Here is a 21,953-nt window from a genome sequence, read left to right as displayed (position 1 = left end):
TTATTTGATAATAATGAGGTGCGAAATATTGAAAATTTCAATATAGTAGCGCCTAATATTTGTATACATTTCTATAAAGCAATTTCCTGCATATTAAAAAACTAAGCGTGCAGTAAATGGGGTTAAAAAGCACATGAAGCAAGACAATTTAAGCCGACTTCGCCGTTCCATTGCGATCTCTTATGTCTTCATGTTTTTAGCTCTATTTACTGTGATTAGTGGCATATTTGCTTACTGGTTTGCGCGTAAAGTCACACAACTGGACAGTGCAGAAGTATGGCTTGAAGCACAAGCGCTTTGGGTGATGCGAAATATTGTGATTTATTCGGTTTTGGTCTGCTTTGCCGCACTATGGTTTATTCCACTTATTTTCTTTTATTGGGATAGTGCATTGTGGGTGACAGGTTGTACCGTTGCCGGTGTGGTATTTGCGACTATCGCCTTTTTATTTTTATTAAATGCTTGGCTGAAAGGGATCTCTCGATTTTTCAAAAATAAAGCCGTTTTCTAAGCGGGCTAATTTTTTTCCGGCATTCCCCTTGTAAAATCTGAATTGGCCCCCAATTTCAGTCCACAGTTAAGTATTAAATCAAATTCCGTGAGGAGCATCGCCAGACATGGCTAAACGTGATTATTATGAGGTTTTGGGCGTCGCTAAAACCGCTAGTGATGATGAAATTAAAAAAGCCTACCGTAAGTTGGCGATGAAATATCATCCGGACCGCAATCCAGACAACCCTGAAGCTGAAGATAAATTTAAAGAAGCTGCTGAAGCCTATGAAATTTTATCCGATGGTGAAAAACGCAGCATGTATGACCGTATGGGGCACAATGCCTTTGAAGGTGGTATGGGCGGCGGCTTTGGTGGCGGTTTCAATGCAGAAGATATCTTTAGCCAGTTTGGCGATATCTTTGGTGGCGCTTTTGGTGGCGGTGGTCGTCAACAACAACGCGCACGTCGTGGATCCGACCTTCGCTACGTGATGGAATTAACGCTTGAAGAAGCAGTCAAGGGCGTGAAAAAAACCATTACCTTTACCGCACCTGCACCTTGTGATGCCTGTGATGGTAAAGGCTCAAAAAATCCGAAAGATGTTGAAACCTGTAAAACCTGTCATGGTGCAGGTCAAGTGCGCATGCAGCAGGGTTTCTTCTCTGTTCAGCAAACCTGTAGCACCTGTCGTGGTCAAGGCACCATCATCAAGAACCCATGTAATAAATGTCATGGTTCGGGTGTGTCGGATCGTCAACAAACCCTTGAAGTCACTATTCCTGCAGGCGTAGACAATGGCGACCGCGTACGCTTAACCGGTAAAGGTGAAGCCATCCGTGATGGTCAGTCAGGCGACTTATACGTAGAAGTTGTGGTTCGCGAACACGAAATTTTTCAGCGTGATGGTGCAGATCTGTATATGGATGTGCCAGTCAGCATTGCTGATGCAGCTTTGGGTAAAGAAATTCAGATTCCAACCCTGGATGGCCGTGTAAGTTTGAAAATTCCTGAAGGAACTCAAACTGGCAAAATGTTCCGCTTACGTGGAAAAGGGGTTAAACCGGTACGTACCAGTATGCAAGGTGACTTACTCTGCCGCGTAGTGGTAGAAACACCGGTGAATCTAACGGCTCGTCAACGTGAGTTGTTAAAAGAATTGCAAGAAACGATGGATGGTGAGGACAGTAAATCATCTCCAAAGAAAAAATCTTTCTTCGGGCTGTTTGATTAATTTCAGACCCAGGTTGAAAAAAAATGGGGGGGATATTGAATATTCCCCCCATTTTTTTATGCCCGCTTAATCAGTTATTTGATAATGGGTTGATCAATTGCAGCGATATCTACCATTTGTGCTGCAAGTTCATCGATTGGTTCTTGTTTAGCGGCTGCCTGACCATTTGCCGCTTGAGCAGTTGTAGCGCTATGGGTACGAATATTTATTTTGACTTGCGATAAGCTTTCTAAAGTATCTCCTGCTTGAATTGCAGGTTCTGCCCACGCTGTGCTGACAATGGTGGCCATAAAAACGGTTAATGCGATTTTTTTCGAATGCATGCTGATCTCCTTATAATTCATCTTTTGATCATTCGTGCCGCGTAGTTTGCGCAGTGATGTTTACAGATAGATGAAAATCAGCAGCAAAATCATTTATTTTTAACACTGGACTTTCCACACAGGAACCGGCTTGGACTGAGCCATTTTATTGTGCTTTGCTAGTAGCATTCGCCACGACCGGTTTCTCTTTTTTTCAATAAAATATTTCAGACTGAAACTTAGTGTTAGTAAAGAGTTTTGCTATAGTAAGACCCACTTAGAATTCAACATCAGGAATATGTTATGTCAGCAGCTCCACGCATTGGTGTATTGGGTGCAGGCGGTCGTATGGGACGCATCCTTGTTCAAGCTGTTAAAGAAGCAGGTTATCAGCTTGCCGCAGCGGTTGAGCGTCCTGAAAGCAGCTTGATTGGTGCAGATGCAGGCGAGGTTGCCGGTATTGGTGCAGTGGGAGTGAAGATTGTTGGCAATCTGCAAGACGTATTAAAAGACTGCGACGTGGTGGTGGATTTCACTGCACCGCTTGCAACTGCCCAGCATTTAAAATTGTGCCGTGAAGCGGGCGTGGCCATTGTGATTGGTACGACCGGCATGAACGATGAACAAAAAGCCTTTCTTGATGAAAGCGCGACTCAAACCCCGGTGGTCTATGCCGCGAACTATTCTGTCGGTGTCAATGTTTCGATCAAACTGTTGGAACTTGCGTCAAAAGTATTTGGTGACACGGTCGATATTGAAGTAATCGAAGCACATCACCGCCATAAAGTAGATGCGCCATCGGGTACAGCCCTGATGATGGGTGAGGCAATTGCAGGTGCTTTAGGGCGTGACTTAAAAAAAGATGCGGTATATTGCCGTGAAGGTCATACCGGTCCGCGTGAGCGTAAAAGCATTGGCTTCCAGACGATTCGTGGTGGCGATATTGTGGGTGAGCATACCGCCATGTTTATTGCCGATGGTGAACGTGTGGAAATTACCCATAAAGCGACTAATCGTATGAACTTTGCTTCAGGTGCAATCCGTGCTGCAGCTTGGGTGGTGGGCCGTGAGGCGCGTAAATATGACATGAAAGATGTACTTGGATTTAACGATATTCAGGTGTAAAAAATCGTCAAAATCATTTATAACACTATAGCAAAATTAAAATAAGAAGCTCAACGGAATGAAAAAAGTGATATTGATGGCTTGTGCTGTGGCAATGTTGGCTACAGTACAGGCTAAACCTGTGGATAATGCCAAGCTCAGTATTAATAAAAACAATATTAAAGTTTGGACCTTTCAAAATAGTCAAAACCCGGTGTTTATATACCAAGCTGAAACGACTTACGATAGCCCTTTAGAAAAAGCGGTTAATCTGATTTTAGATATTGACCATGCAGTGCAATGGGTGCCATATATGGGGAGTATCAAAGTCCTTTCGCGGGATGACAAAAAAGGCGAATTTTTATTGTATATGGTGCTGGATTTTCCTTTTCCGCTCAAAAATCGTGATTTAGTGGTACAAGGCAAAATCATGAAAGATGCCCAAGGTATCATCACGATTAAAAATAAAGCAGTCGATAAAGGCTATGCCAAAAATCCCGATTATGTACGTCTCACTCATTATGAAGGGGACTGGACCTTTCAAAAACTCGCCAATAATAAAACTAAAGTTTCCACTTATGGTTATGCCAATCCTGAAGGCGCCATTCCTTTAAGCTTTGTGAATATGTTTGTACAGCAGCAACCCTATCAGATGCTGCAAAAAATGAAAACGGAACTCGGCAAACCATCCAGTATTGCTGCCTTGCCCGAAGCTTTGCGTTAATCCATAACTCTAAAAAGTCCGCAGGATGCGGACTTTTTTCTTGGATAGAGATTGAGAGGAATTTTATGCGCAGGGCTGATAATCCACTGCTTTATTAGATGCAAGTTTCATCTGAATTAACACCAACAGCAACGCCAGTACACTCAATCCCGCACCGGCAAATGAAACTGATGTATAGCTGAGACCTATATTCAGCACACTGGCTCCCGCAATAGCGCCTAAAGCATTACCCAGATTAAAGGCACCAATATTTACTGCAGAAGCTAAACCAGGAGCCTCATGTGCGACCGACATCACTCGCATTTGTAGCGCAGGAACTACGGCAAAAGCAGCAATCCCCCAAATAATCAACGCAACTGCTGCCCCTAAAGTTGTAGTTGCCAAAACAGGGAACAGTAACATCATCACAATTAACAGCAGTAAAAATCCAATCAGGGTTTTATCTAAAGACAGATCGGCAAATTTACCGCCCAAATGATTACCAATCGAAAAACCCACTCCAATCAGTACCAGCATTAAAGTGATCATTTCAGGTGAAGCTTGGGTAAAGCTTTTTAAGCTGGGCGCAATATAGGTATATAAGGTGAACATCGCACCAGCACTCATTACCGTGGTCAGTAAAGCCAGAACCACAGGCATGCGGGTCAGAACTTTCAGCTCCTGTTTGATATTCGGTCGATGACTGCTTTCACCTTCAGGCAAGGCTTTCCACAGAGCAAACATGGTCACGAGACCAAGGGCAGAGATACCCAGGAAAGACATGCGCCAACCCATGTTTTGTCCAATCCAAGTGGCGAGGGGTACACCGCCAATATTGGCAATGGTTAGTCCCATAAACATCATCGCCACCGCACTGGCCTGTTTATTTTTTGGCACAATGCTGGCAGCCACGCCCGAACCGATTCCAAAAAATGCGCCGTGATTTAAACTGGTCATGATCCGCGCGCCCATAAGCCCTAAATAGCTTGGCGCCAGCATTGCCAAAATATTTCCAATAGTAAAAATCGCCATCAGTAAAATTAAGGATTTACGTTTTGAATAGCGACTCAGCCACAAAGTCATCAGCGGGGCACCCAGCATCACCCCAAATGCATAGGCACTAATCAGCATGCCGGCACGTGGAATTGAAATATCCAGGTCTTGTGCAATTTCAGGTAGAAATCCCATCGGTGAAAATTCGGTGGTGCCGATGGCAAAGGCACCTACAGCCAGAGCCAGTAAAGGAAAGTTAATTTTCATTAGCTCATTTTAATCCCAAAGCGGGGGCAAGTTGTTCAGGACTGATTTCACGTGCATGACGGTCGAGTTGGGCAATGACTGACATTTCATCCTTCGTCAGTTGAACCTCTTGTGCAGCTAAATTGGCGATTAAATGTTCGCGTTTGGTAGAAGATGGAATCACGGCAAAGCCTTGTTGTAAGGCCCATGCTAAAGCAATTTGTGCAGTTGAAGCCTGATGCTGTGCAGCAATATCTAGGAGGACGGGGTCATTCAATACCTTGCCATAAGCCAAAGTCATATAGGATGTGACATCGATATTCTGAGATTGTAAAAAATCTACCAGCCGATGATTTTGTAAATAGGGGCTGAGTTCAATCTGATTGGTCGCAATATGTTCTAGCTCAATGCTGTTAATTGCTTGTTGAGTCAGTTCAATATTGAAGTTGGAAATCCCGATATACTCGGTCAAGCCTTGCTGTTTGGCTTCAAGTAGCGCTTGCATCACTTCAGGAATAGATACGCCTAACTTAGGTGCAGGCCAATGAATTAAAGTGAGATTGACAGCATCTGTCCGCAGCTTTTGCAAACTGTCTTTTAGACTGGGAATCAGTTTTTCCGGCGCATAATGGTCTGTCCAGATTTTAGTGGTGATAAACAGCTCATTTCGATTGACCTGACTTTCGGCAATCGCTTGTCCTACTTCTGCTTCATTGGCATAAATTTGCGCAGTATCGACTGCGCGATAACCGACTTCAAGTGCAGTCTTGACAGAATCAATCACGGTCTGTCCAGATAAGCGAAAAGTTCCGAGACCAAATTTTGGCACAATCATGGTTTACTCAATATTTAAATTTTTAAGATGGATATTATTTTGATGCTTTTATTGTTGCTAAAAAACAGGTTAATTTGCAAAATATTATTGATTAAAAATCAATAAATGAGTGGCAGATGAAATCGACCATTGAGGAACTCTATGCCTTTGTCACTATCGTCGACAGCGGTTCAATTGTCATGGCAGCAGAACGTCTGGGACAAACCACATCGGGTGTCAGTCGTGCCTTGCAACGGCTGGAAAACAAGCTGAACGTGACCTTGTTGGAACGTACCACACGTAAGCTGAAACTGACCCAGGAAGGACAACTGTTTCTGGCAAAAGCCCGCAAAATTTTAAATGACTTGGCAGAAGCCGAAGATGCTTTACTGAAGTCGGACAGTGATATTTCCGGACTGATTCGGGTCGATTCTGCCACACCATTTATCTTGCATGTGATTGTGCCTTTAATTCAGGAGTTTATGCAGCAATATCCGAATATTGAAATTGAACTGAGTAATCATGATCAGGTGATTGATTTGCTCGAACATAAAACTGATGTTGCGATCCGTTTTGGGGAACTGCACGATTCCAGCTTACATGCCAAACTTTTGTGCCGCAGTCGTTTATATATTGTCGCGAGTCCATCATATTTAGAACAATATGGCATACCACAATCCTCAGAGGATTTAGCCTCACATATTTTATTGGGTTTTAGCCATCCGACCCATTTAAATACCTGGCCGATTCAATTCAATGGTGAAGCGTTTACGGCGCATCCAAAAATTAAAGCTTCGAATGGTGAAACGGTGAGGCAACTGGCTTTGCAGGGGGTAGGACTTACCTGTTTATCCCGATTTTTGATACAGGAAGATTTACAGGCAGGTCGCCTGACAGCCTTATTTGAAAATCAAATTGACCTACATTATCAAAAAATCCATGCAGTTTATTATCGACAAGAGCATCTACCAAAACGCGTACGTTTATTTATTGAGTTTCTTGCCCACAAGCTTGCACGGTATTTATAAGCGATTTTAAGGGCAACGTTTCCAAGAAAATCAGCCCAATCGTAGCGGTTGGGCTGATTTGAATTTTGCAGGATAAAAGAGAAATTAGAAATCTGCTTTTAACACAATCCGGTAACGGGCTTTACCAGAATGCAGATGCTCAATCGCCTCATTAAGTTGCGACATTGGAAAGACTTCAATTTGCGGTGCAATATTTTTACGCGCTGCAAACTTGAGCAGTTGACGCAGTGCAGCAGGGGAGCCTGTTGGTGAGCCGGTGACCGATTTCGCGCCGCCAATCAGCATGCCGGCTGGAATTTGCATTGGCTCCAAAACCAGACCCAACATATGGATGGTGCCATGCGGTGCCAGACTGCTTAAGTACGCTGGCCAGTCCAAAGTGACATTCACGGTGCAGAGTAACAAATCAAATTTTCCGCGCTGAGCTTTTAACGCAGCAGAATCGCGGCTATTTACCACATGGTCTGCACCCATGGTTTTGAGTTCTTCAGTCTTGTCTAAGCTGGAGGTAAATGCCGTAATTTCACAGCCCCAGGCTTTTAGCAGTTTAATCGCCATATGACCTAAACCGCCAATCCCGATCACCCCAACATGATGAATGGCCTGAATTTGATGTTTAAGAAGTGGATCAAATACCGTAATCCCGCCACAAAGAAGTGGACCCGCACTTTCAGGGTCTAAATCTTCAGGCAACGGGATAATCCATTGCCAGCCGGCACGGACTTTGTCAGCAAAACCACCAGCATGTCCAACAATAGTCGCTGTTTGTCCACCGGTACATAGTACTTGTTGTCCAGATACACAAGGATCGCAATGCTGGCAACTTTCCGCTGTCCAGCCAATCCCGACGCGTTGTCCCACTTTCAGGCCCTTGGCTTCTGAACCTAGCTGAGTAATCGTGCCAATAATTTCATGACCTGCAACCACCGGATAAACCGAAGAGCGCCATTCATTATTAATTACAGAAACATCAGAATGGCATAAACCGCAATATTCAACTTTGACTTCAACCTGATGCGCTTGTAATTCTCCGGTATCAAATTGATAGGGTTCAAGTTCTGCACCCGCTTGCATGGCGGCATAGGCATGGATGATATTGTCACTCATGAGAGAATCCTTTTATTATCTTGTCGGTGTTTTAAAATGATTTAAAAGAGCAATGATTTTCATGATCATCGACCATACCGACTGCCTGCATAAAAGCATAACAGGTGGTGGGGCCAACAAATTTAAAGCCCTTCTTTTTTAAGGCTTTGGAAAGGGCAATACTGATTTCGGTCTGGGCGGGTGCCTGACGATAATCTGGAACATCATTGTGTAAAGTTTGATCTGCAACAAAACGCCATAACCATTCACTGACATTCAGCTGTTGTGGTTTTAATTCTTGGGTTAAATGTTGCCAGGCAATCGCATTGTCACGAATGGCTTTGAGCTTGCCGATATGCCGTATCAGGCTAGCATCTTCACATTTCAGCTGAAGTTGTTCATCTGTAAAGGAGGCAATGGTTTCAATTGAAAATTGAAAGAAATGCTGTCGATAGCTGTCGCGCTTTTTCAGCACGGTAATCCAGGACAAACCGGCTTGTTGTCCTTCCAGACACAGCATTTCAAATAAATGCGCTTCATCATGACTGGCTTTGCCCCATTCATGATCATGATAAGCGATATAAAGAGGATCATTCGAGCACCAACCACAGCGTTGAATCGACATTTCTGATGCTCCTGAAGCGGCTTAAAGCTTGAATTCAGCCCATTGATCGTGTTGGTTATCCCAGTAATACAGTTCTGCCTGGGGCAAATCGGTAAATTGAATCCACATGTCTTGTCCCGTTTTTTCGGCAAAACCGGTACTAATCAAAAGCGCTTCTTCCGTGATTTCCATCACCCAGCCCTGATGGCTTTGTCCAGCCAAAACAATTTTTTGTTGATTGCCGGATTCAGCAAATTCGACCAAACGATTGATCAGCACTTCTGACATGAATAGTTCCTAAAAAATTAACGTAAATAAGGATAGGGATTCACCACACCACGGCCTTTACCCTCCAGATAAATTCCATAGTGTAAATGCGGTGCGGTATGACGGGCATTGCCGCTATTGCCGACATAACCAATCAGATCACCTTTTTTGACATAATCGCCAACATTTAGGCCGCGTTTATGCTCATCCAGATGGGCATAATAATGCCAGGTTCCGCCAGGCCCCATAATCCAAACCACTTTACCACCCAAATTGTTATTGCGTAAGTCGGCAATTAAACCTTCTGTGGCACTCAGCACTTTTGTTCCACGTGGAGCCATGATGTCAATACCTTCATGCGTGCGTCCGTTGCTGCGCGAAGCTGCCCAAGTATCACGTAACTGTTTGGCTTTTATATTTTGCACTGGAATAGGCAGGGAGGATTTCAATTGCATACTTTTCAGCTTTTGAACCTGAGCAGGCGGAAGCGGAGTAGAGGAAGGCTTTTTAGGGCTTGAGGTACATGCAGCAATCCATAGCACACTAAAACCCAGTAATAATGCATAAATAAAACGAAGCACAGTTCATCCCTTTTTCATTCTAATCTATGTGAAAATTCTTTGAATGATAGTGCCTGACTATGTCATAAATTGATGACAGAGATCAATTTTTTCATCGCAGTGGGAAGCCCCATTTCTGTTGCAATTTGTGTAGTTAACCATGTGCCATTCAGTTCAATCGAAAGATGTTCTTGCTGCTCCGCGTCCACCTCAAAACAGATGGCTTCAAGTTGCCAGGTAAAATGAGTAAAGCTATGCGTGATCTCAGCGCGTTGAATGACTTTTTTGAGTCCCAAAGTCTGGCACAGAGTTTCAAATTCTACTGAATTTTCAATAACTGGTAAGCACCATAGACCACCCCATAAACCGCTATTTGGGCGTTGTTGCCATAACCATTGATCATTCGACTGAATCACTAGAACCTGTGCAGATTTGACCGACACGGCTTTTTTCGGCTTTTTAAAGGGCAGTTCAGTTTCTAAACCTTGCTGATGGGCTTTGCAGTGCGGCTGCATCGGGCAATATAAACACAGCGGTTTTTTCGGGGTACATACGGTTGCACCCAAGTCCATAATGGCTTGGGTATAGTCATGATTACGCTCAACAGGGCACAGTTGTTCTGCCAGTTGCCACATCGCGCGTTCATGAACCGGTTTAGACAGATCATCTTCAATGGCAAAAAAACGCGCCAATACCCGCTTTACATTGCCGTCCATAATGACGCCGTATTGACGTAAACCCAGCGACATAAGTGCACCGGCAGTCGAAGGACCAATTCCGGGAAGCTCGATCCATTGTTCTAAGGTAGCGGGAAAATGACCTTGATGAGCCACTATTCCAGCAGCTTTATGCAAATTTCGTGCGCGCGCGTAGTAACCCAGCCCAGCCCAATAAGGCGCAACATCATCCCAACTGGCGAGGCCTAAATCCTTTACCGTGGGAAAGCGTGCAATAAAGCGATCAAAATATTGCAGCACGGTTTTGACTTGGGTCTGCTGTAACATAATTTCAGATACCCAAACCTTATAGGGATCATCGGCAACTTGCCACGGCAAGTCATGACGACCATAGACATCGAACCAGGAAAGAAGGGCATCGGAAAAAGAAAACTGTGACATGCGAACCGCGTATTTGGAATAGATGAATAGTATAGCGAAAACTGTGCAGCATTGCGGTTAGGACAAGACATAAAAAATGATGCCGAAGCATCATTTTTAAATTACTTGAAACTGTTGTTTACTCGCTGCTCATACCCCAGCGTTCGTCCAGCTTCAAAGTTTGACCTTCATAGCGCGGAATAATATGAATGTGTAAGTGCTCAGATGCTTCACCAAATACAGTGCCGTCATTGAAACCAATATGGAAGCCTGATGGATGATGACGCAGCTGAAGTTCATTACGGGCAAGCTCAAGCAAAGACATCAAGCTTTTACGCTCTTTGTCGGTGACATCAAAAAAAGAGCTGACATGGCGTAGCGGAATAATGACAGAGTGACCTTTGGATAATGCATTTGGCTCAGGTAGAATCACCCCAAAGTCATTTTTATCAATGATGTCATATTCATCAAAGTTGCAATATGGGCAGTTGTTTTCAGTCATTGTTATATCCTCTTTAAAAATATCCGTGTCATTGGACGGGTAAATATAATCCCTGTCATATTTATCCTAAATTTTATGTACCCAGTCGAGTTTTTAGTAATTCGTACATGGCAGATAGCCCTTTTTGTTCAGCTTCAGCGTTATAGCCCAGATCAACCCCATTCTGTTTAGCACGTTCGTCTGCAAGCGGATTACTAAAACCATGTTTGGCATCTTCAAAAATAATCACTTCATGCTCAACTTGAGCCGCATGCATTTCTTCCTTAAAGCGTGCCACATCGTCCAGGCTGACCATGCTGTCGAGTTCTCCGTGGAGCACTAAAATTTCAGCTTTAACCTGTCCGGGCTGTGCAGGCGCTTTCGGTGTCAATGTGCCATGAAATGTCACCACGGCTTGTAAAGGTGCGCCAGAACGTGCCAGATCAAGCACTACTTTACCGCCATAACAGAAGCCTATAGCAGCCAGTTTATCTGCATTTACTTCGTCTTGCGCTGCTAATGTTGCTAAACCTGCAGACGCACGAGTCACAATTGTTTCAGGATCTTCAAAGGTTTGCATCATCCATTGACTGGCTTCTGGTACGGCAGTGGTGACTTTTTTATCGCCATACATATCAATAGCAAATGCAGCATAACCATGTTCAGCGAGTTCACGGGCACGCTGTTCGGTGTACTCATTACGTCCCCACCATTCAGGTGCTACAATCACGCCCGCGACGGGTGTTCCTGATTCAGGTGCTGCAAAGTATCCAATCAAAGGTGTTCCATCTGCAACAGTGTAATGAATTTCGCGAGTTTTAATTGTTAGAGCCATGGATTCAATCCTTGTAATGAGTAAAGAAAATATTATTGATTAAAATATGAAAATAAATGTCTTTAGTGATTGTACAAGATGGATTTATTTTGACTGCATATTATTATCTATAAATTGAAACATGCTATTAAATAAGACTACTTTTAGCTATAAAAAATTGATAAATATATGTTTTATTGTATTTTTAAGCCGCGCAATATATTCCGCTTTAAAAAGAAGACACACTCCTAGATTTAAAGCCAATATTGAAGAAATTAGAATGATTGAATCATAAAAGATAGCGGGTAGGGAATGAGTGCGGTCTGCGCTCAATTGATCTACCCGCAACTTTTCAATACAGAATAAATATGGGTTATTTAGATGACTTAGGCAGCACTTCAAGAAGTTCTACATCAAAAATTAAAGTGCTATTAGGTTCAATCGCATCACCAGAGCCAATTTGACCATAGCCCAGTTGGGCTGGAATGAAGAAGCGATACTGAGCACCTTCTTTCATTAATTGTAAGCCTTCTGTCCAACCTTGAATAACTTGACTGACCTGAAATTCAGCGGGTTGATTCCGCGCAATTGAGCTGTCAAACACTGTACCGTCTATTAAACGACCTTCATAATTGACTTTAACCACTGAATTGGCTTGAGGGGATTTTCCTGTGCCTTGTTTTAATATTTGATACTGCAAACCAGATTTTGTGGTTTGCACACCATCTTTTTTAGCATTGGCTTTTAAAAATTCTGTCCCGATTTTGGCATTGCTATCGGCTTTTTGTTTAAGTTCAATTAGTTGTTTGGCATCACTGAGCTTTTTATGTTGGGTTAGAACACGTGCCATTTCTTCATCGGTAAGAGAAGATTTACCGCCTTGAGCTGCGGTTTTTAAACCGAGCATGAAAGCATCCAGATCCAAATCTTTAACAGATTCAGCATTGCTACGCCCCATAAGATAGCCAAAGCTGTAGCCGACCTGTTCATTTAAACTACTGCTATTGGTCACGGGTTTTGCAAAGCTAGCCGTGCTAAAAAGACAGAAACAAAGCAATGTTATAGGTGTTTTCATTCTCTTATCCCAAGATAAATAAGGAGAGCAAAAGCTCTCCTTGAATTTTTTATTTTACTTTGATCAGTTCAACATCAAAAATCAGGGTGCTGTCTGCAGGAATCATTCCCGGAACGCCTTGTTCACCGTAGCCCAATTGAGAAGGGATATAAAGGGTCGCTTTACCACCTTCTTTCATCAATTGAAGACCTTCAGTCCAACCCGGAATAACTTGATTTAATGGGAACTCAATCGGTTCACCACGTTCAATCGAACTATCAAATACTTTACCGTCAACCAGCTGGCCTTTGTAATGTACGGTCACCATAGAATTGGCAGCAGGTTGCTTGCCTGTACCTTCCTTAATAATTTTATACTGTAAGCCAGAAGCGGTTGTTTTTACACCTGGTTTTTTTGCATTTTCAGTTAAGAAAGAGTCGCTAGCAGTTTGAACTTGCTGTGCTTGCTGAACTTGCTTCTGTTGAATTTCCTTCTGGAATTGCTCATAGGCTTGTTGCAGTTCTTGTTCTGTATAAGCGGGTTTATTTCGAGCGTGGCCTTCACGTACACCTGTAACGAAACTATTGATATTTAATTCAGGTGGTGTTTGATGTGCAACTTCATAGCCAAGTGCATAACTGATTTTCTCGACAGCAGATGCATTCTTTGATGCTTTTGATGTCGCAGTAGCCGGATTTTGAGTTGCATAATAAACAGGTACAAGTGCAGCACCGCCTAGAAGAACAGCGACAGCGATGGGTAAGGCCTTACTCATGTATTATTCCAGTATGGTGTTATCGTTAATGTTCATTCCATCTTAGCAGAAAATTTAGAGAAATCTTGTAGAATAGGTAGATTTTTAAGAAGCAAATGCACGAGCTGTGTTTAAAATAAAGTATAAAAAACCAGCAGTCGCTGGTTTTTTATTTTTAAGTTTTAATCATTTTTCTGGGAGCTAGAAAGATGATAATTATTGTCATATCCAGCATTTGTACGTTAGATATGACTTAATAGGAAAATAAGCTTTTTTCTAACGGAAATTCAATTCCAACTGAAACTCCTCCATCATTGCCACGTACATCAGAATCACTCACCCAACCATTGAGTTTAAAGGGGATATCCGGTCGTAAATAATGCGTCCACGTCAGATCTAATGCTTTTAATTCATCTTGCTGTGGAAAGGCCTGATTGGTGGTACGATCGGAATCATTCAGTTTGGCAAATAATAAGCGTGCATTGAATCGATTTAATGGGTCAAAACGAATATCACTACCCACAGATATCATTTGTCCATCACCCCCTATCGCATGTGCCAATGGATAACCGTGTTGGTAGAAACCACCTTTATAGGTACTATGGTTATAGGAAACCCCTAATGCTTTCCCATTGGTACGAGTATCTGTCCATTCGGTATAGAGCTGGAAGGGCATATTATTATAGCTTGAAGAATAATCTACCCCGGCCAAATACATTTTTTTGGAAGGTAGGCCGCCTGCTTCGTCCTCACCCACATACTGTCCATAAACACCCATGGGAACTTGTACTAAAGGCTGTAGATTTAAGCGCGCATCAAAACCTGCGATTTGATTCGATGGATCTGGTTCGCCTGTGCCACCATTGTCTTTATTGCCAACCATAGCATCCCAAAGTGAGCTTAAACTTTCAGGTCGTCCTTCACCACCCCATTGAATGGCTCGGGATGCGCCCAGTTCTAAATAGGGTAAGGGTTGTGCAGTGACACGTAAGCCAATCAGTTTGGCATCAGGTATAGCATCGTAGTCATCCAGTTGTCCGGCAAAAGCTTGATATTGCCAAGGCCCAATCCAGGACAACCATCTACTTGCGAAGGCATTTTGTTCGGCACGCTGTATTGTCACGCCATAGACAGGACGGCTGGCATCACCACGAATTAAACTGCCATCATGTGCAGGTCCCCAATAGGTGGGAATCTGCCCAGCAATCAGCCATTGATTCCATAATTTTCCAGCAATATATGACCCTTCAATATTGATATCTTTATCATGCTCAATCTGTGGATCTTTTTCCGCATTGACGCGAATTCTGGCATCCCAGTTCTGGCTACCTGCATTGAGTTCTACACTTGCCTGATATTGCGCTTTTTGCTGATCGCCAAACGCTTGAGGAAGATACTTTTGATCAGTTTCTGCAAATAATGAAGCCTTGAGCAGCTGGTTATTAGCATTCAAGTGTGCCAATACACTCTCAATCACTTTTTGTTGGGTACTATTGTTGATTTTGGCTTGAGCAATGGCACGTTGAATTTCATCACCGCTCATTGGCCAAGTCGAGGTGCTGATTTGAATAACACCTTGTTGATTCAGCCAGTTTAAATCAGTACGTAAGTTTTGATCATTTAAAACGATGCCTTGTGCAAAGGCGAGGGAAGAACTTAATGCCAAAGTGGCGAGCAGTATTTTGGGTATGGACATTTATGTGATTCTCAGGAGTTTTAGATTATAACCACGATAAGATTTATAGTTGATTTTTTCAACAATGATCATTTGGAACAAATTTAATAAAAGATAATTCCCCCCTGCTTGGGCAGAGGGTGAAATCCGAGTTTACAGTGAATCAGTCATTATCTTTTGATGCTTTATAAGCGTAGGCATAGTTATAACCATAACCATAACCGCCAGTAGCACGTTGAATATCATTCAGAATGAAACCATTGACCTTAACGCCGACTTGTTCAAAGCGGTTAATGGTTAATTCAAGTTCTTTCATCTGTGATTTTGCATAACGTGCAATCACTAAATTCACGCCGGCATATTGTGAGATGATAATTCCATCCGTCACCGCAAGCACAGGAGGGGTATCAATAATAATATGATCATACAGAGGTGAAACTTGATCTAAAAGTTCTGATAGCTTTGCCGAACTTAAAAGCTCGGAAGGGTTTACCGGACTCTTACCACGCGTGATGACATCTAAATTGTCAACTTCAGTAGGTTTAATAATACTTTCTAAGGTTTGCTGAGTATTTAAATATTCAGCCAAACCAGGTTGAGTGTCAGAATTGAAATATTTATGTAAATAACCACGACGCATATCTCCGTCGATGATCAATACGCGTTTATTACTTTGCGCCAAAATGGTTGCTAGGTTTGTAGAAATAAAGGATTTTCCTACTTCTGGTGCAGGGCCGGAAATCATAATGATATTATTTTTAGCCTGACTCATGGCAAAGTGAATTGCAGTACGCATGCTGCGTAAGCTTTCAATTGCAATATCGTCGCCATTTTTAATAGCTAAAATAGGAATATGTTTTTTCTTTTTCAGCAGTTTAATGCGGCTCTCTTGAATAGATGAGCGCGGAACAGTCGCATAAACCGGTAAATCCAGTTCATTTTCGATTTGACTTGCATCTTTAATGCCAGAGCGCAGCATATTGCGCAGTAGCGCTAACAAGGTTCCCAGGAAACCACCCAGGAAGATGGCTAAAATCACAATCTGTAATTTTTTCGGCGCAATCGGTTTAATTGGCTCAACGGCTGTATCTACAATACGTACATTGCCAATTTCACCTGCTTTGGCAATACGCAGTTGCTGATAAGAATTGAGTAATGCCGTATATAGTTGCTGTTTGACCTCAACCTCGCGATACAACTGTAAATAACGACGTTGTAAATCAGGCAGTTGTTTTAAGGTGCCATTTAACTCGCCTATTTTTTTATTAATTGCTCCCAACTGTGCATTCATTTGCTGCATCACTGGGTGTTCGTTGGTATATTTTGCCGCCATTTCAGCTTGTTGCTGTTCCAGTTGCGATTTTTGGGTCTCTAAGGTAATGCTTTGGGTTAAATACAATTCAGATTCTTTGGTGACATCAACCGTATTATATTGTTGACGGAATTTATTGAATTCACGTTCTGCAACATCAAGCTGTTGTTTTAAATCAGGTAATTGTTCGTCAAGAAATTTAAGCGTTTGTGCTGTTTCTGCAGAGCGACGTTCAATATTTTGCTGGCTATAAGCCACCAGAATAGCATTCAGAACTTTTGTGATATGTTGTTTATCTTGACCTTGATAATTCAGTCCTAAAATACCGGTCAATTTGCCTTTTTCAGCCACAGAGTAACTATTGGTAATTGAGCCCATAGCTGCAGGCAAAGACATTTTTTGAATATTATAAGTGTCTTTGAATTGATCTTGAGTATAAATAGCAACTTTCCACGTGCCATGTTCTGCAGTGTGTAAACTTTCTTGATTGATCGGTGCACTAAAAACAATTTGTTTGGTCTGTGCATCGGTTAAAGTAAATTTGTTTGCCTTAAAATTGAGTAGCAAATTCTTGTCTAAATAATAAGCTGGAACTTCAAATTTTCGAATATCAAAAGATTTAGAATCGTCTTGGAATAAAACTGATTTGACTTGATATTGAGTTTGATAATCATGGGGGTTGAGTAAACGGTCAAAGAAACTGTTTTCGGTACCGGAAATTTTTAAATCCAGGTTTAAGTGTTTAATGACAGAACCCAGTACTAAACGTGATTTAAGCAGTTCAATTTCAGCTTGAGCGGGTTGTTTTTGCTCAATCATGCTGGATAGATCGCCCAATAACGCAGCTGAAGTGCCTTTACTTTCTTCGACTTGTACTAAGGCATCGACCGCATAAGTGTCGGGTGTAGTTCTTAAATATAACAACGCACAGATCAAACTTAAAATTACACACAGCGCAATGAGTTTCCATTGTGCAATGAGTGAGAAAAACAGCTCTTTTAAATCAATTGTATCTTCAGTATTGGTATTTTGGCTCATAATTTTGCTATCAAAAAGTTAAATATGTTGTGTCCAGTCGCTAATACAATCTTGTATTAACTGACAGGTTTCATTGAAGACCAATTGCTCATGCTGGTAAGGATCAGGCACATTTCTGCCTCGCCAATGTCCTAATCGGAAAGTTTTTCCTTTCGCAAAAGGCCAGGTCTGTTCTAAATGCTTTTGTTGATTTTGACTCATGACCAAAATTAAATCGGCTTTTTTAATTAGCTCGGCATTCAACTTTTGGGCAATATGAGGACTCATATCGATACCTAAACGCTGCATACAGAGATTGGCTTTTTGATCCGCAGCATGACCGGTTAAACCGGAAATACCCGCCGAGACTATATGAAGCTGCGGAAACTGCTGTTTTAACAAGTATTCAGCCATTGGACTACGACAGATATTGCCCACGCAAACCACAAGAATATTTTGAATATTCATGTTAATTGCCTAAGTTATTGGCTGTATTAACAATACTAGAAAAAGGAATAACCTGATTCACCACACGCTGCCAACGCGCCAAGCCTGAAGCATCGACATAGACAATATCATTGCTGCGCATTTTGAACTTGTTGGCTAAACCAAAATCGGCAATGCTGGTTAAATCCAAGTGATAAACCTCTGTAGATGTATCACCAGCATTGCTACGAACCACATAAATTTTACTTCGACTGGCAGAGAGCGGGTTTAAACCTAAACTTTCACCTAAAACATCACTCAAACTCATGCCTTGGTCACGCATAGGCAAGGACTGATTTTTACCCGATTCACCCATCACATAAATTTTCTGGTTTTCACGTGAATTGATATACAGGGTATCATTCGGTTGTATTAATAAGTTATGCAAAGAAAGTCCGGCTTTTTCCAGCTCAATCGTATTGAGTTGATAAGTACGGCTTTGTCTGACCAAAGTAATAGAGGCATTGTCACCCTGTTGAGAGTTCACACCACCCGCCATGCCTAAAGCCGTATACACACTAATTGGCTGGTCGCTCAGTGCAAATTGTCCGCCTTTGGTGACATTACCTTGTACAGAAAAGCGCTGTCCTTGATAAGACAATACCCGCGCAATCACGTCAGGCGTTTTTAAATAACGAGAAAGCTGGCTACGCAAATCCTGATTGACCTGAGTTAAAGACTTTCCTGCAGCCTTATAGCGCCCAATCATGGGAAACTGGATATAGCCATTTTGGTCAATTTGATAGCCATTGGCCTGAGCAGACTGTTCACTACTTACTGAACTTGTGGGAGGGGTTATATCTGGATAAGCCCACAAATAAATGGAAAGAATATCTCCGGGACTTAATTTATAATTTTTATGGGAAGCATTAAATAAATGAGCATAATCTTGACGAAGATTAATTTTGGCAGGCTGTACCGCAAATAAAGATTCTTGAGTGAGTTTAATCACATTCACCTGAGTGCCTAAATCCGTTTGGTAAACTCCTTCACTTGGTAAGTCATAAGTTTGTAAACCAGAAGTAATTGCACAACCCGTCATGGCACAACTTAAAACCAATAAAGCAGTATATTGAATTTTTCTCACTCTAAATCCTGTTTTAAAAATTATTAAAAACTTCAACTTAAGTTATTCTACCTTTCTAATTACGAAAAAAATATAACAAATTGTAAGCTGTTTACTATTTATAAATAGAGGAAAGATGTTAAATAAAAGCAGATAAATCCATTATGAATTCAATAATAGCCCACTATTTAAAAAATATTTACTCAGGTTTTTAATTGATTTTTATATAAATTAGCAACAGAAAATACTTGATTTTCTGATATAGTTCTTAGCGTTTTTATTCACCTCTTAGATTATATAAATAAGCAAGGCTCAAAAATGCTCACTTTGTCAGAACTCAAGATTGCTGTAATTGGTCTAGGATATGTCGGCTTACCTTTAGCGGTTGAATTTGGAAAAAAAGTACCAGTCGTGGGTTTTGATATTCATCAAAAGCGGATTGATGAATTAAAAAGTGGTCAAGATCATACCTTAGAAGTATCACAAGAAGAGTTAGTACAATCGGCTCATTTAACTTATTCAGCAAATTTAGAAGAATTAAAAGACTGCAATTTTTTTATTGTGACTGTGCCTACGCCTATAGATGAGTTTAAACAACCTGACTTAACACCTTTGGTTAAAGCATCTACCAGTATTGGTCAAGTGCTTAAAGAAGGCGATGTGGTGGTGTATGAGTCTACTGTTTACCCAGGTGCAACTGAAGAAGTGTGTATACCAGTACTTGAAAAAGTATCAGGACTAAAATTTAATCATGATTTTTATGCAGGGTATAGTCCAGAGCGAATTAATCCAGGTGATAAATTACACCGTGTAACCAATATTCTAAAAATAACCAGTGGCAGTACCCCAGAAGTCGCTGAATTTGTAGATCAAGTCTATAACTTGGTGATTGAAGCAGGTACGCATAAAGCACCCAATATAAAAGTCGCTGAAGCAGCGAAAGTGATTGAAAACACGCAGCGTGATGTGAATATTGCTTTAATTAATGAGCTTGCACTTATTTTTAATAAGTTGGGTATTGATACTGAAGCAGTATTACAAGCCGCAGGAACCAAGTGGAATTTTTTACCGTTTCGCCCTGGTTTGGTGGGAGGGCACTGTATAGGAGTCGATCCATACTATTTAACCCATAAAGCACAATCATTGGGTATACATCCTGAAATTATTCTTGCTGCACGCCGTTTAAATGATCGTATGGGAGAATATGTTGCAACCCAATTGATTAAAGAAATGGTGAAAAAACGTATACAAGTAGTCGGATCAAAAATTTTAGTGATGGGGCTTAGTTTTAAAGAAAACTGTCCTGATATTCGTAATACTAAAATTGTAGATATGGTTAAAGCCTTAAAAGAATATGATTTGGATTTAGATATTTATGATCCATGGGTGAACCCTGAAGAAGTTGAGTTAGAGTATGGGTTTGCGCCAATTAGTTATTTGGAAAATGGGGTGTATGACGCAATTATTCTTGCTGTGGCACATGACCAATTTAAACAAATGTCCGCACAAGATTTCTATGATTTAGCAAAAAGTGATAAGTATGTACTTTATGATTTAAAGTATATTTTAGATAAAAGAAATGTAAATATTAGATTGTAGGGCGATTAAAATGTCTAAATTAATTAATGTTTTTGAAGAACTTTCTAATTTTTCAAATGGTATAATTTATTATTATCCAAATAATGGTAATGCAGGTGATGCATTACTTAATATGGGTTTTTATGCATTAGCTAAAAAATATAATGTTCATTTTGTGGAAATTAATAAGAGTGAAATAAATAAAGTCAGAGAGGAAGATGTACTTTTAATAGCTGGGGGAGGAGCTCTTGTTCCTGAATGGGGATCTACAACTGACCTGGTAGCAAATCTAAATAAAAAAATAAAACTTATCATTTTTCCACAGTCTATAAGAGATATTGATAGTGTCATATCTAATTTACCCGAGAATACTACTATTTTTTGTCGTGAAAAATACTCTTATCAATACTGTTTAGAAAAATCAAATGCTAAAAACATATTTTTAGAAAATGATATAGCTTTTTACTGTGATTTGAATGAGATACTAGATTCAGAAGTTGGAATGCAATTTTTTTCAAAAAAGAATATTGCTAGACATGTGATCTTGAGTGGCCATAAAATTTGTTCATATTTTAAACATGATGTTGTCTTTGCAATGCGAGTTGATAAGGAAAAGAACGACAAGCTGGATGTACCGAGAAAATTAATTAATGATTTCTCAATCGTGGCAAGTTTTGGTTCTGGAAATTATAAGCAATCTTTGTATAGCGCACGTAAATTTTTAAATTTAATTAATTTATATGAGGAAATCCATACGGATAGGCTACATGTAGCTATTGGTGCATCACTGTTAGGAAAAAAAGTTAAAATTTATAATAATGGATATTATAAATGTAAGGGCGTATATGAAAAAAGTATGAAAGAAATGGAAAATGTGAGCTTTATTGAGTAATGCGTAAGGCTTTTTTCTTATTTATCTTTAAAGCAGTAGGTGCTTTATCATCCCTGATTTTAGGGATGATAATATCGAGACTCTATGGAGTTGACGTTTTCGGGGATTATGGGGTTTTGCTCTCATATGTAGCTATATTTTCTTTATTTGCAACATGGGGTTTAAATATCTATATTATTGAATATAGAGTAATGAAAATAAGTGGAGATTTATTAAAATTTTGGCTTATTTTTTCGTTATTTTTTTCAATAATTGCATCACTTCTATTTTATATTAAATTTAATAATTTTTATCTA

Annotated in this window: 24 protein-coding genes; 8 read left to right on the top strand and 16 right to left on the bottom strand. The window is 40.8% G+C overall.

Features of this window, described 5'->3' with window-relative positions; translation table 11 throughout:
- Positions 1 to 133 precede the first annotated feature (133 nt).
- Both E0H89_RS14205 and dnaJ read left to right on the top strand, forming a co-directional pair.
- Complete coding sequence (locus E0H89_RS14205; RefSeq protein WP_131217914.1) at positions 134 to 511, top strand: hypothetical protein; 378 nt, start codon at positions 134 to 136, stop codon at positions 509 to 511.
- A gap of 106 nt (positions 512 to 617) precedes the next feature.
- Positions 618 to 1,724 carry a molecular chaperone DnaJ gene (dnaJ, locus tag E0H89_RS14200; protein ID WP_131217913.1) on the top strand — a complete coding sequence of 369 codons (1,107 nt, stop codon included), beginning with the start codon at positions 618 to 620 and terminating at the stop codon, positions 1,722 to 1,724.
- 74 nt (positions 1,725 to 1,798) lie between these two features.
- Here dnaJ and E0H89_RS14195 read toward each other — a convergent pair whose 3' ends face one another.
- Positions 1,799 to 2,047 carry a hypothetical protein gene (locus E0H89_RS14195; RefSeq protein WP_131217912.1) on the bottom strand — a complete coding sequence of 83 codons (249 nt, stop codon included), beginning with the start codon at positions 2,045 to 2,047 and terminating at the stop codon, positions 1,799 to 1,801.
- A gap of 282 nt (positions 2,048 to 2,329) precedes the next feature.
- Between E0H89_RS14195 and dapB the strand changes: the two genes are divergently transcribed.
- Both dapB and E0H89_RS14185 read left to right on the top strand, forming a co-directional pair.
- On the top strand, positions 2,330 to 3,151 hold the full coding sequence (gene dapB, locus E0H89_RS14190) for a 4-hydroxy-tetrahydrodipicolinate reductase (RefSeq protein WP_131217911.1): 822 nt from the start codon (positions 2,330 to 2,332) through the stop codon (positions 3,149 to 3,151).
- A 58-nt stretch (positions 3,152 to 3,209) separates the two neighbouring features.
- Complete coding sequence (locus E0H89_RS14185; protein ID WP_131217910.1) at positions 3,210 to 3,854, top strand: START domain-containing protein; 645 nt, start codon at positions 3,210 to 3,212, stop codon at positions 3,852 to 3,854.
- A gap of 63 nt (positions 3,855 to 3,917) precedes the next feature.
- On the opposite strand, the gene E0H89_RS14180 is transcribed toward E0H89_RS14185, so the two are convergent.
- Positions 3,918 to 5,093, bottom strand: a complete 1,176-nt coding sequence (locus E0H89_RS14180) for an MFS transporter (protein ID WP_131217909.1) — start codon at positions 5,091 to 5,093, stop codon at positions 3,918 to 3,920.
- 4 nt (positions 5,094 to 5,097) lie between these two features.
- On the bottom strand, positions 5,098 to 5,907 hold the full coding sequence (gene dkgB, locus E0H89_RS14175) for a 2,5-didehydrogluconate reductase DkgB (protein ID WP_131217908.1): 810 nt from the start codon (positions 5,905 to 5,907) through the stop codon (positions 5,098 to 5,100).
- A 116-nt stretch (positions 5,908 to 6,023) separates the two neighbouring features.
- On the opposite strand from dkgB, the gene E0H89_RS14170 reads away from it, so the two are divergent.
- Positions 6,024 to 6,914 carry a LysR family transcriptional regulator gene (locus tag E0H89_RS14170; RefSeq protein WP_131217907.1) on the top strand — a complete coding sequence of 297 codons (891 nt, stop codon included), beginning with the start codon at positions 6,024 to 6,026 and terminating at the stop codon, positions 6,912 to 6,914.
- An 84-nt stretch (positions 6,915 to 6,998) separates the two neighbouring features.
- Here the strand turns inward: E0H89_RS14170 and ahr are convergent, their stop codons facing one another.
- The 13 genes from ahr to E0H89_RS14105 form a co-directional block, all read right to left on the bottom strand.
- Positions 6,999 to 8,021, bottom strand: a complete 1,023-nt coding sequence (gene ahr, locus E0H89_RS14165) for an NADPH-dependent aldehyde reductase Ahr (RefSeq protein WP_131217906.1) — start codon at positions 8,019 to 8,021, stop codon at positions 6,999 to 7,001.
- Between the two features lie 31 nt (positions 8,022 to 8,052).
- Positions 8,053 to 8,625 carry a DNA-3-methyladenine glycosylase I gene (locus E0H89_RS14160; RefSeq protein WP_131217905.1) on the bottom strand — a complete coding sequence of 191 codons (573 nt, stop codon included), beginning with the start codon at positions 8,623 to 8,625 and terminating at the stop codon, positions 8,053 to 8,055.
- 21 nt (positions 8,626 to 8,646) lie between these two features.
- Positions 8,647 to 8,892 carry a hypothetical protein gene (locus E0H89_RS14155; RefSeq protein WP_131217904.1) on the bottom strand — a complete coding sequence of 82 codons (246 nt, stop codon included), beginning with the start codon at positions 8,890 to 8,892 and terminating at the stop codon, positions 8,647 to 8,649.
- A gap of 17 nt (positions 8,893 to 8,909) precedes the next feature.
- A complete protein-coding gene (locus E0H89_RS14150; RefSeq protein WP_131217903.1) occupies positions 8,910 to 9,452 on the bottom strand; it encodes a M23 family metallopeptidase in 543 nt (180 codons plus the stop codon).
- Between the two features lie 62 nt (positions 9,453 to 9,514).
- On the bottom strand, positions 9,515 to 10,549 hold the full coding sequence (gene mutY, locus E0H89_RS14145; protein ID WP_131217902.1) for an A/G-specific adenine glycosylase: 1,035 nt from the start codon (positions 10,547 to 10,549) through the stop codon (positions 9,515 to 9,517).
- A 118-nt stretch (positions 10,550 to 10,667) separates the two neighbouring features.
- Positions 10,668 to 11,030 carry an HIT family protein gene (locus tag E0H89_RS14140; RefSeq protein ID WP_131217901.1) on the bottom strand — a complete coding sequence of 121 codons (363 nt, stop codon included), beginning with the start codon at positions 11,028 to 11,030 and terminating at the stop codon, positions 10,668 to 10,670.
- A gap of 73 nt (positions 11,031 to 11,103) precedes the next feature.
- On the bottom strand, positions 11,104 to 11,844 hold the full coding sequence (locus tag E0H89_RS14135; RefSeq protein WP_131217900.1) for a dienelactone hydrolase family protein: 741 nt from the start codon (positions 11,842 to 11,844) through the stop codon (positions 11,104 to 11,106).
- Positions 11,845 to 12,196: 352 nt separating this feature from the next.
- Positions 12,197 to 12,898, bottom strand: coding sequence for a BamJ family beta-barrel-assembly machinery protein (gene bamJ, locus E0H89_RS14130; protein WP_131217899.1), 702 nt, complete (start codon positions 12,896 to 12,898; stop codon positions 12,197 to 12,199).
- Between the two features lie 49 nt (positions 12,899 to 12,947).
- Positions 12,948 to 13,652: a BamJ family beta-barrel-assembly machinery protein gene (bamJ, locus tag E0H89_RS14125; RefSeq protein ID WP_131217898.1), complete on the bottom strand. Its 705-nt coding sequence runs from the start codon at positions 13,650 to 13,652 to the stop codon at positions 12,948 to 12,950.
- 232 nt (positions 13,653 to 13,884) lie between these two features.
- A complete protein-coding gene (locus tag E0H89_RS14120; protein ID WP_131217897.1) occupies positions 13,885 to 15,327 on the bottom strand; it encodes a capsule assembly Wzi family protein in 1,443 nt (480 codons plus the stop codon).
- A gap of 142 nt (positions 15,328 to 15,469) precedes the next feature.
- Positions 15,470 to 17,656 (bottom strand): polysaccharide biosynthesis tyrosine autokinase, encoded by a 2,187-nt coding sequence (locus tag E0H89_RS14115; RefSeq protein ID WP_131217896.1) that lies wholly within the window; start codon positions 17,654 to 17,656, stop codon positions 15,470 to 15,472.
- Positions 17,657 to 17,674: 18 nt separating this feature from the next.
- Entirely contained in the window at positions 17,675 to 18,103 is a 429-nt protein-coding gene (locus E0H89_RS14110; protein ID WP_131217895.1) for a low molecular weight protein-tyrosine-phosphatase, read from the bottom strand.
- Position 18,104: 1 nt separating this feature from the next.
- On the bottom strand, positions 18,105 to 19,208 hold the full coding sequence (locus tag E0H89_RS14105; RefSeq protein WP_502698414.1) for a polysaccharide biosynthesis/export family protein: 1,104 nt from the start codon (positions 19,206 to 19,208) through the stop codon (positions 18,105 to 18,107).
- Between the two features lie 297 nt (positions 19,209 to 19,505).
- Here E0H89_RS14105 and tviB point away from each other — a divergent pair, with 297 nt between their 5' ends.
- The 3 genes from tviB to E0H89_RS16565 form a co-directional block, all read left to right on the top strand.
- Positions 19,506 to 20,786, top strand: coding sequence for a Vi polysaccharide biosynthesis UDP-N-acetylglucosamine C-6 dehydrogenase TviB (gene tviB / locus E0H89_RS14100; RefSeq protein WP_131217894.1), 1,281 nt, complete (start codon positions 19,506 to 19,508; stop codon positions 20,784 to 20,786).
- A 10-nt stretch (positions 20,787 to 20,796) separates the two neighbouring features.
- A complete protein-coding gene (locus tag E0H89_RS14095; protein ID WP_131217893.1) occupies positions 20,797 to 21,657 on the top strand; it encodes a polysaccharide pyruvyl transferase family protein in 861 nt (286 codons plus the stop codon).
- A partial coding sequence (locus E0H89_RS16565; RefSeq protein ID WP_205755864.1) for a polysaccharide biosynthesis protein occupies positions 21,657 to 21,953 on the top strand: 297 nt, incomplete at its 3' end. The genes E0H89_RS14095 and E0H89_RS16565, both read left to right, overlap by 1 nt.

It is taken from the genome of Acinetobacter sp. ANC 3781 (genome assembly GCF_004331285.1).
Taxonomy (GTDB): Bacteria; Pseudomonadota; Gammaproteobacteria; order Pseudomonadales; family Moraxellaceae; genus Acinetobacter.
The sequence above is the reverse complement of the archived record's forward strand: the minus strand, read 5'-3'. Positions and strand labels throughout refer to the sequence as shown.

Coding starts and splice junctions, on each gene's coding strand:
- E0H89_RS14095 (WP_131217893.1), top strand. CDS start 20,797: ATGTCTAAATTAATTAATGTTTTTGAAGAACTTTCTAATTTTTCAAAT.
- E0H89_RS14115 (WP_131217896.1), bottom strand. CDS start 17,656: ATGAGCCAAAATACCAATACTGAAGATACAATTGATTTAAAAGAGCTG.
- bamJ (WP_131217898.1), bottom strand. CDS start 13,652: ATGAGTAAGGCCTTACCCATCGCTGTCGCTGTTCTTCTAGGCGGTGCT.
- dnaJ (WP_131217913.1), top strand. CDS start 618: ATGGCTAAACGTGATTATTATGAGGTTTTGGGCGTCGCTAAAACCGCT.
- E0H89_RS14110 (WP_131217895.1), bottom strand. CDS start 18,103: ATGAATATTCAAAATATTCTTGTGGTTTGCGTGGGCAATATCTGTCGT.
- E0H89_RS14160 (WP_131217905.1), bottom strand. CDS start 8,625: ATGTCGATTCAACGCTGTGGTTGGTGCTCGAATGATCCTCTTTATATC.
- bamJ (WP_131217899.1), bottom strand. CDS start 12,898: ATGAAAACACCTATAACATTGCTTTGTTTCTGTCTTTTTAGCACGGCT.
- tviB (WP_131217894.1), top strand. CDS start 19,506: ATGCTCACTTTGTCAGAACTCAAGATTGCTGTAATTGGTCTAGGATAT.
- E0H89_RS14180 (WP_131217909.1), bottom strand. CDS start 5,093: ATGAAAATTAACTTTCCTTTACTGGCTCTGGCTGTAGGTGCCTTTGCC.
- E0H89_RS14135 (WP_131217900.1), bottom strand. CDS start 11,844: ATGGCTCTAACAATTAAAACTCGCGAAATTCATTACACTGTTGCAGAT.
- E0H89_RS14185 (WP_131217910.1), top strand. CDS start 3,210: ATGAAAAAAGTGATATTGATGGCTTGTGCTGTGGCAATGTTGGCTACA.
- ahr (WP_131217906.1), bottom strand. CDS start 8,021: ATGAGTGACAATATCATCCATGCCTATGCCGCCATGCAAGCGGGTGCA.
- dkgB (WP_131217908.1), bottom strand. CDS start 5,907: ATGATTGTGCCAAAATTTGGTCTCGGAACTTTTCGCTTATCTGGACAG.
- E0H89_RS14195 (WP_131217912.1), bottom strand. CDS start 2,047: ATGCATTCGAAAAAAATCGCATTAACCGTTTTTATGGCCACCATTGTC.
- E0H89_RS14205 (WP_131217914.1), top strand. CDS start 134: ATGAAGCAAGACAATTTAAGCCGACTTCGCCGTTCCATTGCGATCTCT.
- E0H89_RS14120 (WP_131217897.1), bottom strand. CDS start 15,327: ATGTCCATACCCAAAATACTGCTCGCCACTTTGGCATTAAGTTCTTCC.
- dapB (WP_131217911.1), top strand. CDS start 2,330: ATGTCAGCAGCTCCACGCATTGGTGTATTGGGTGCAGGCGGTCGTATG.
- E0H89_RS14170 (WP_131217907.1), top strand. CDS start 6,024: ATGAAATCGACCATTGAGGAACTCTATGCCTTTGTCACTATCGTCGAC.
- E0H89_RS14155 (WP_131217904.1), bottom strand. CDS start 8,892: ATGTCAGAAGTGCTGATCAATCGTTTGGTCGAATTTGCTGAATCCGGC.
- mutY (WP_131217902.1), bottom strand. CDS start 10,549: ATGTCACAGTTTTCTTTTTCCGATGCCCTTCTTTCCTGGTTCGATGTC.
- E0H89_RS14140 (WP_131217901.1), bottom strand. CDS start 11,030: ATGACTGAAAACAACTGCCCATATTGCAACTTTGATGAATATGACATC.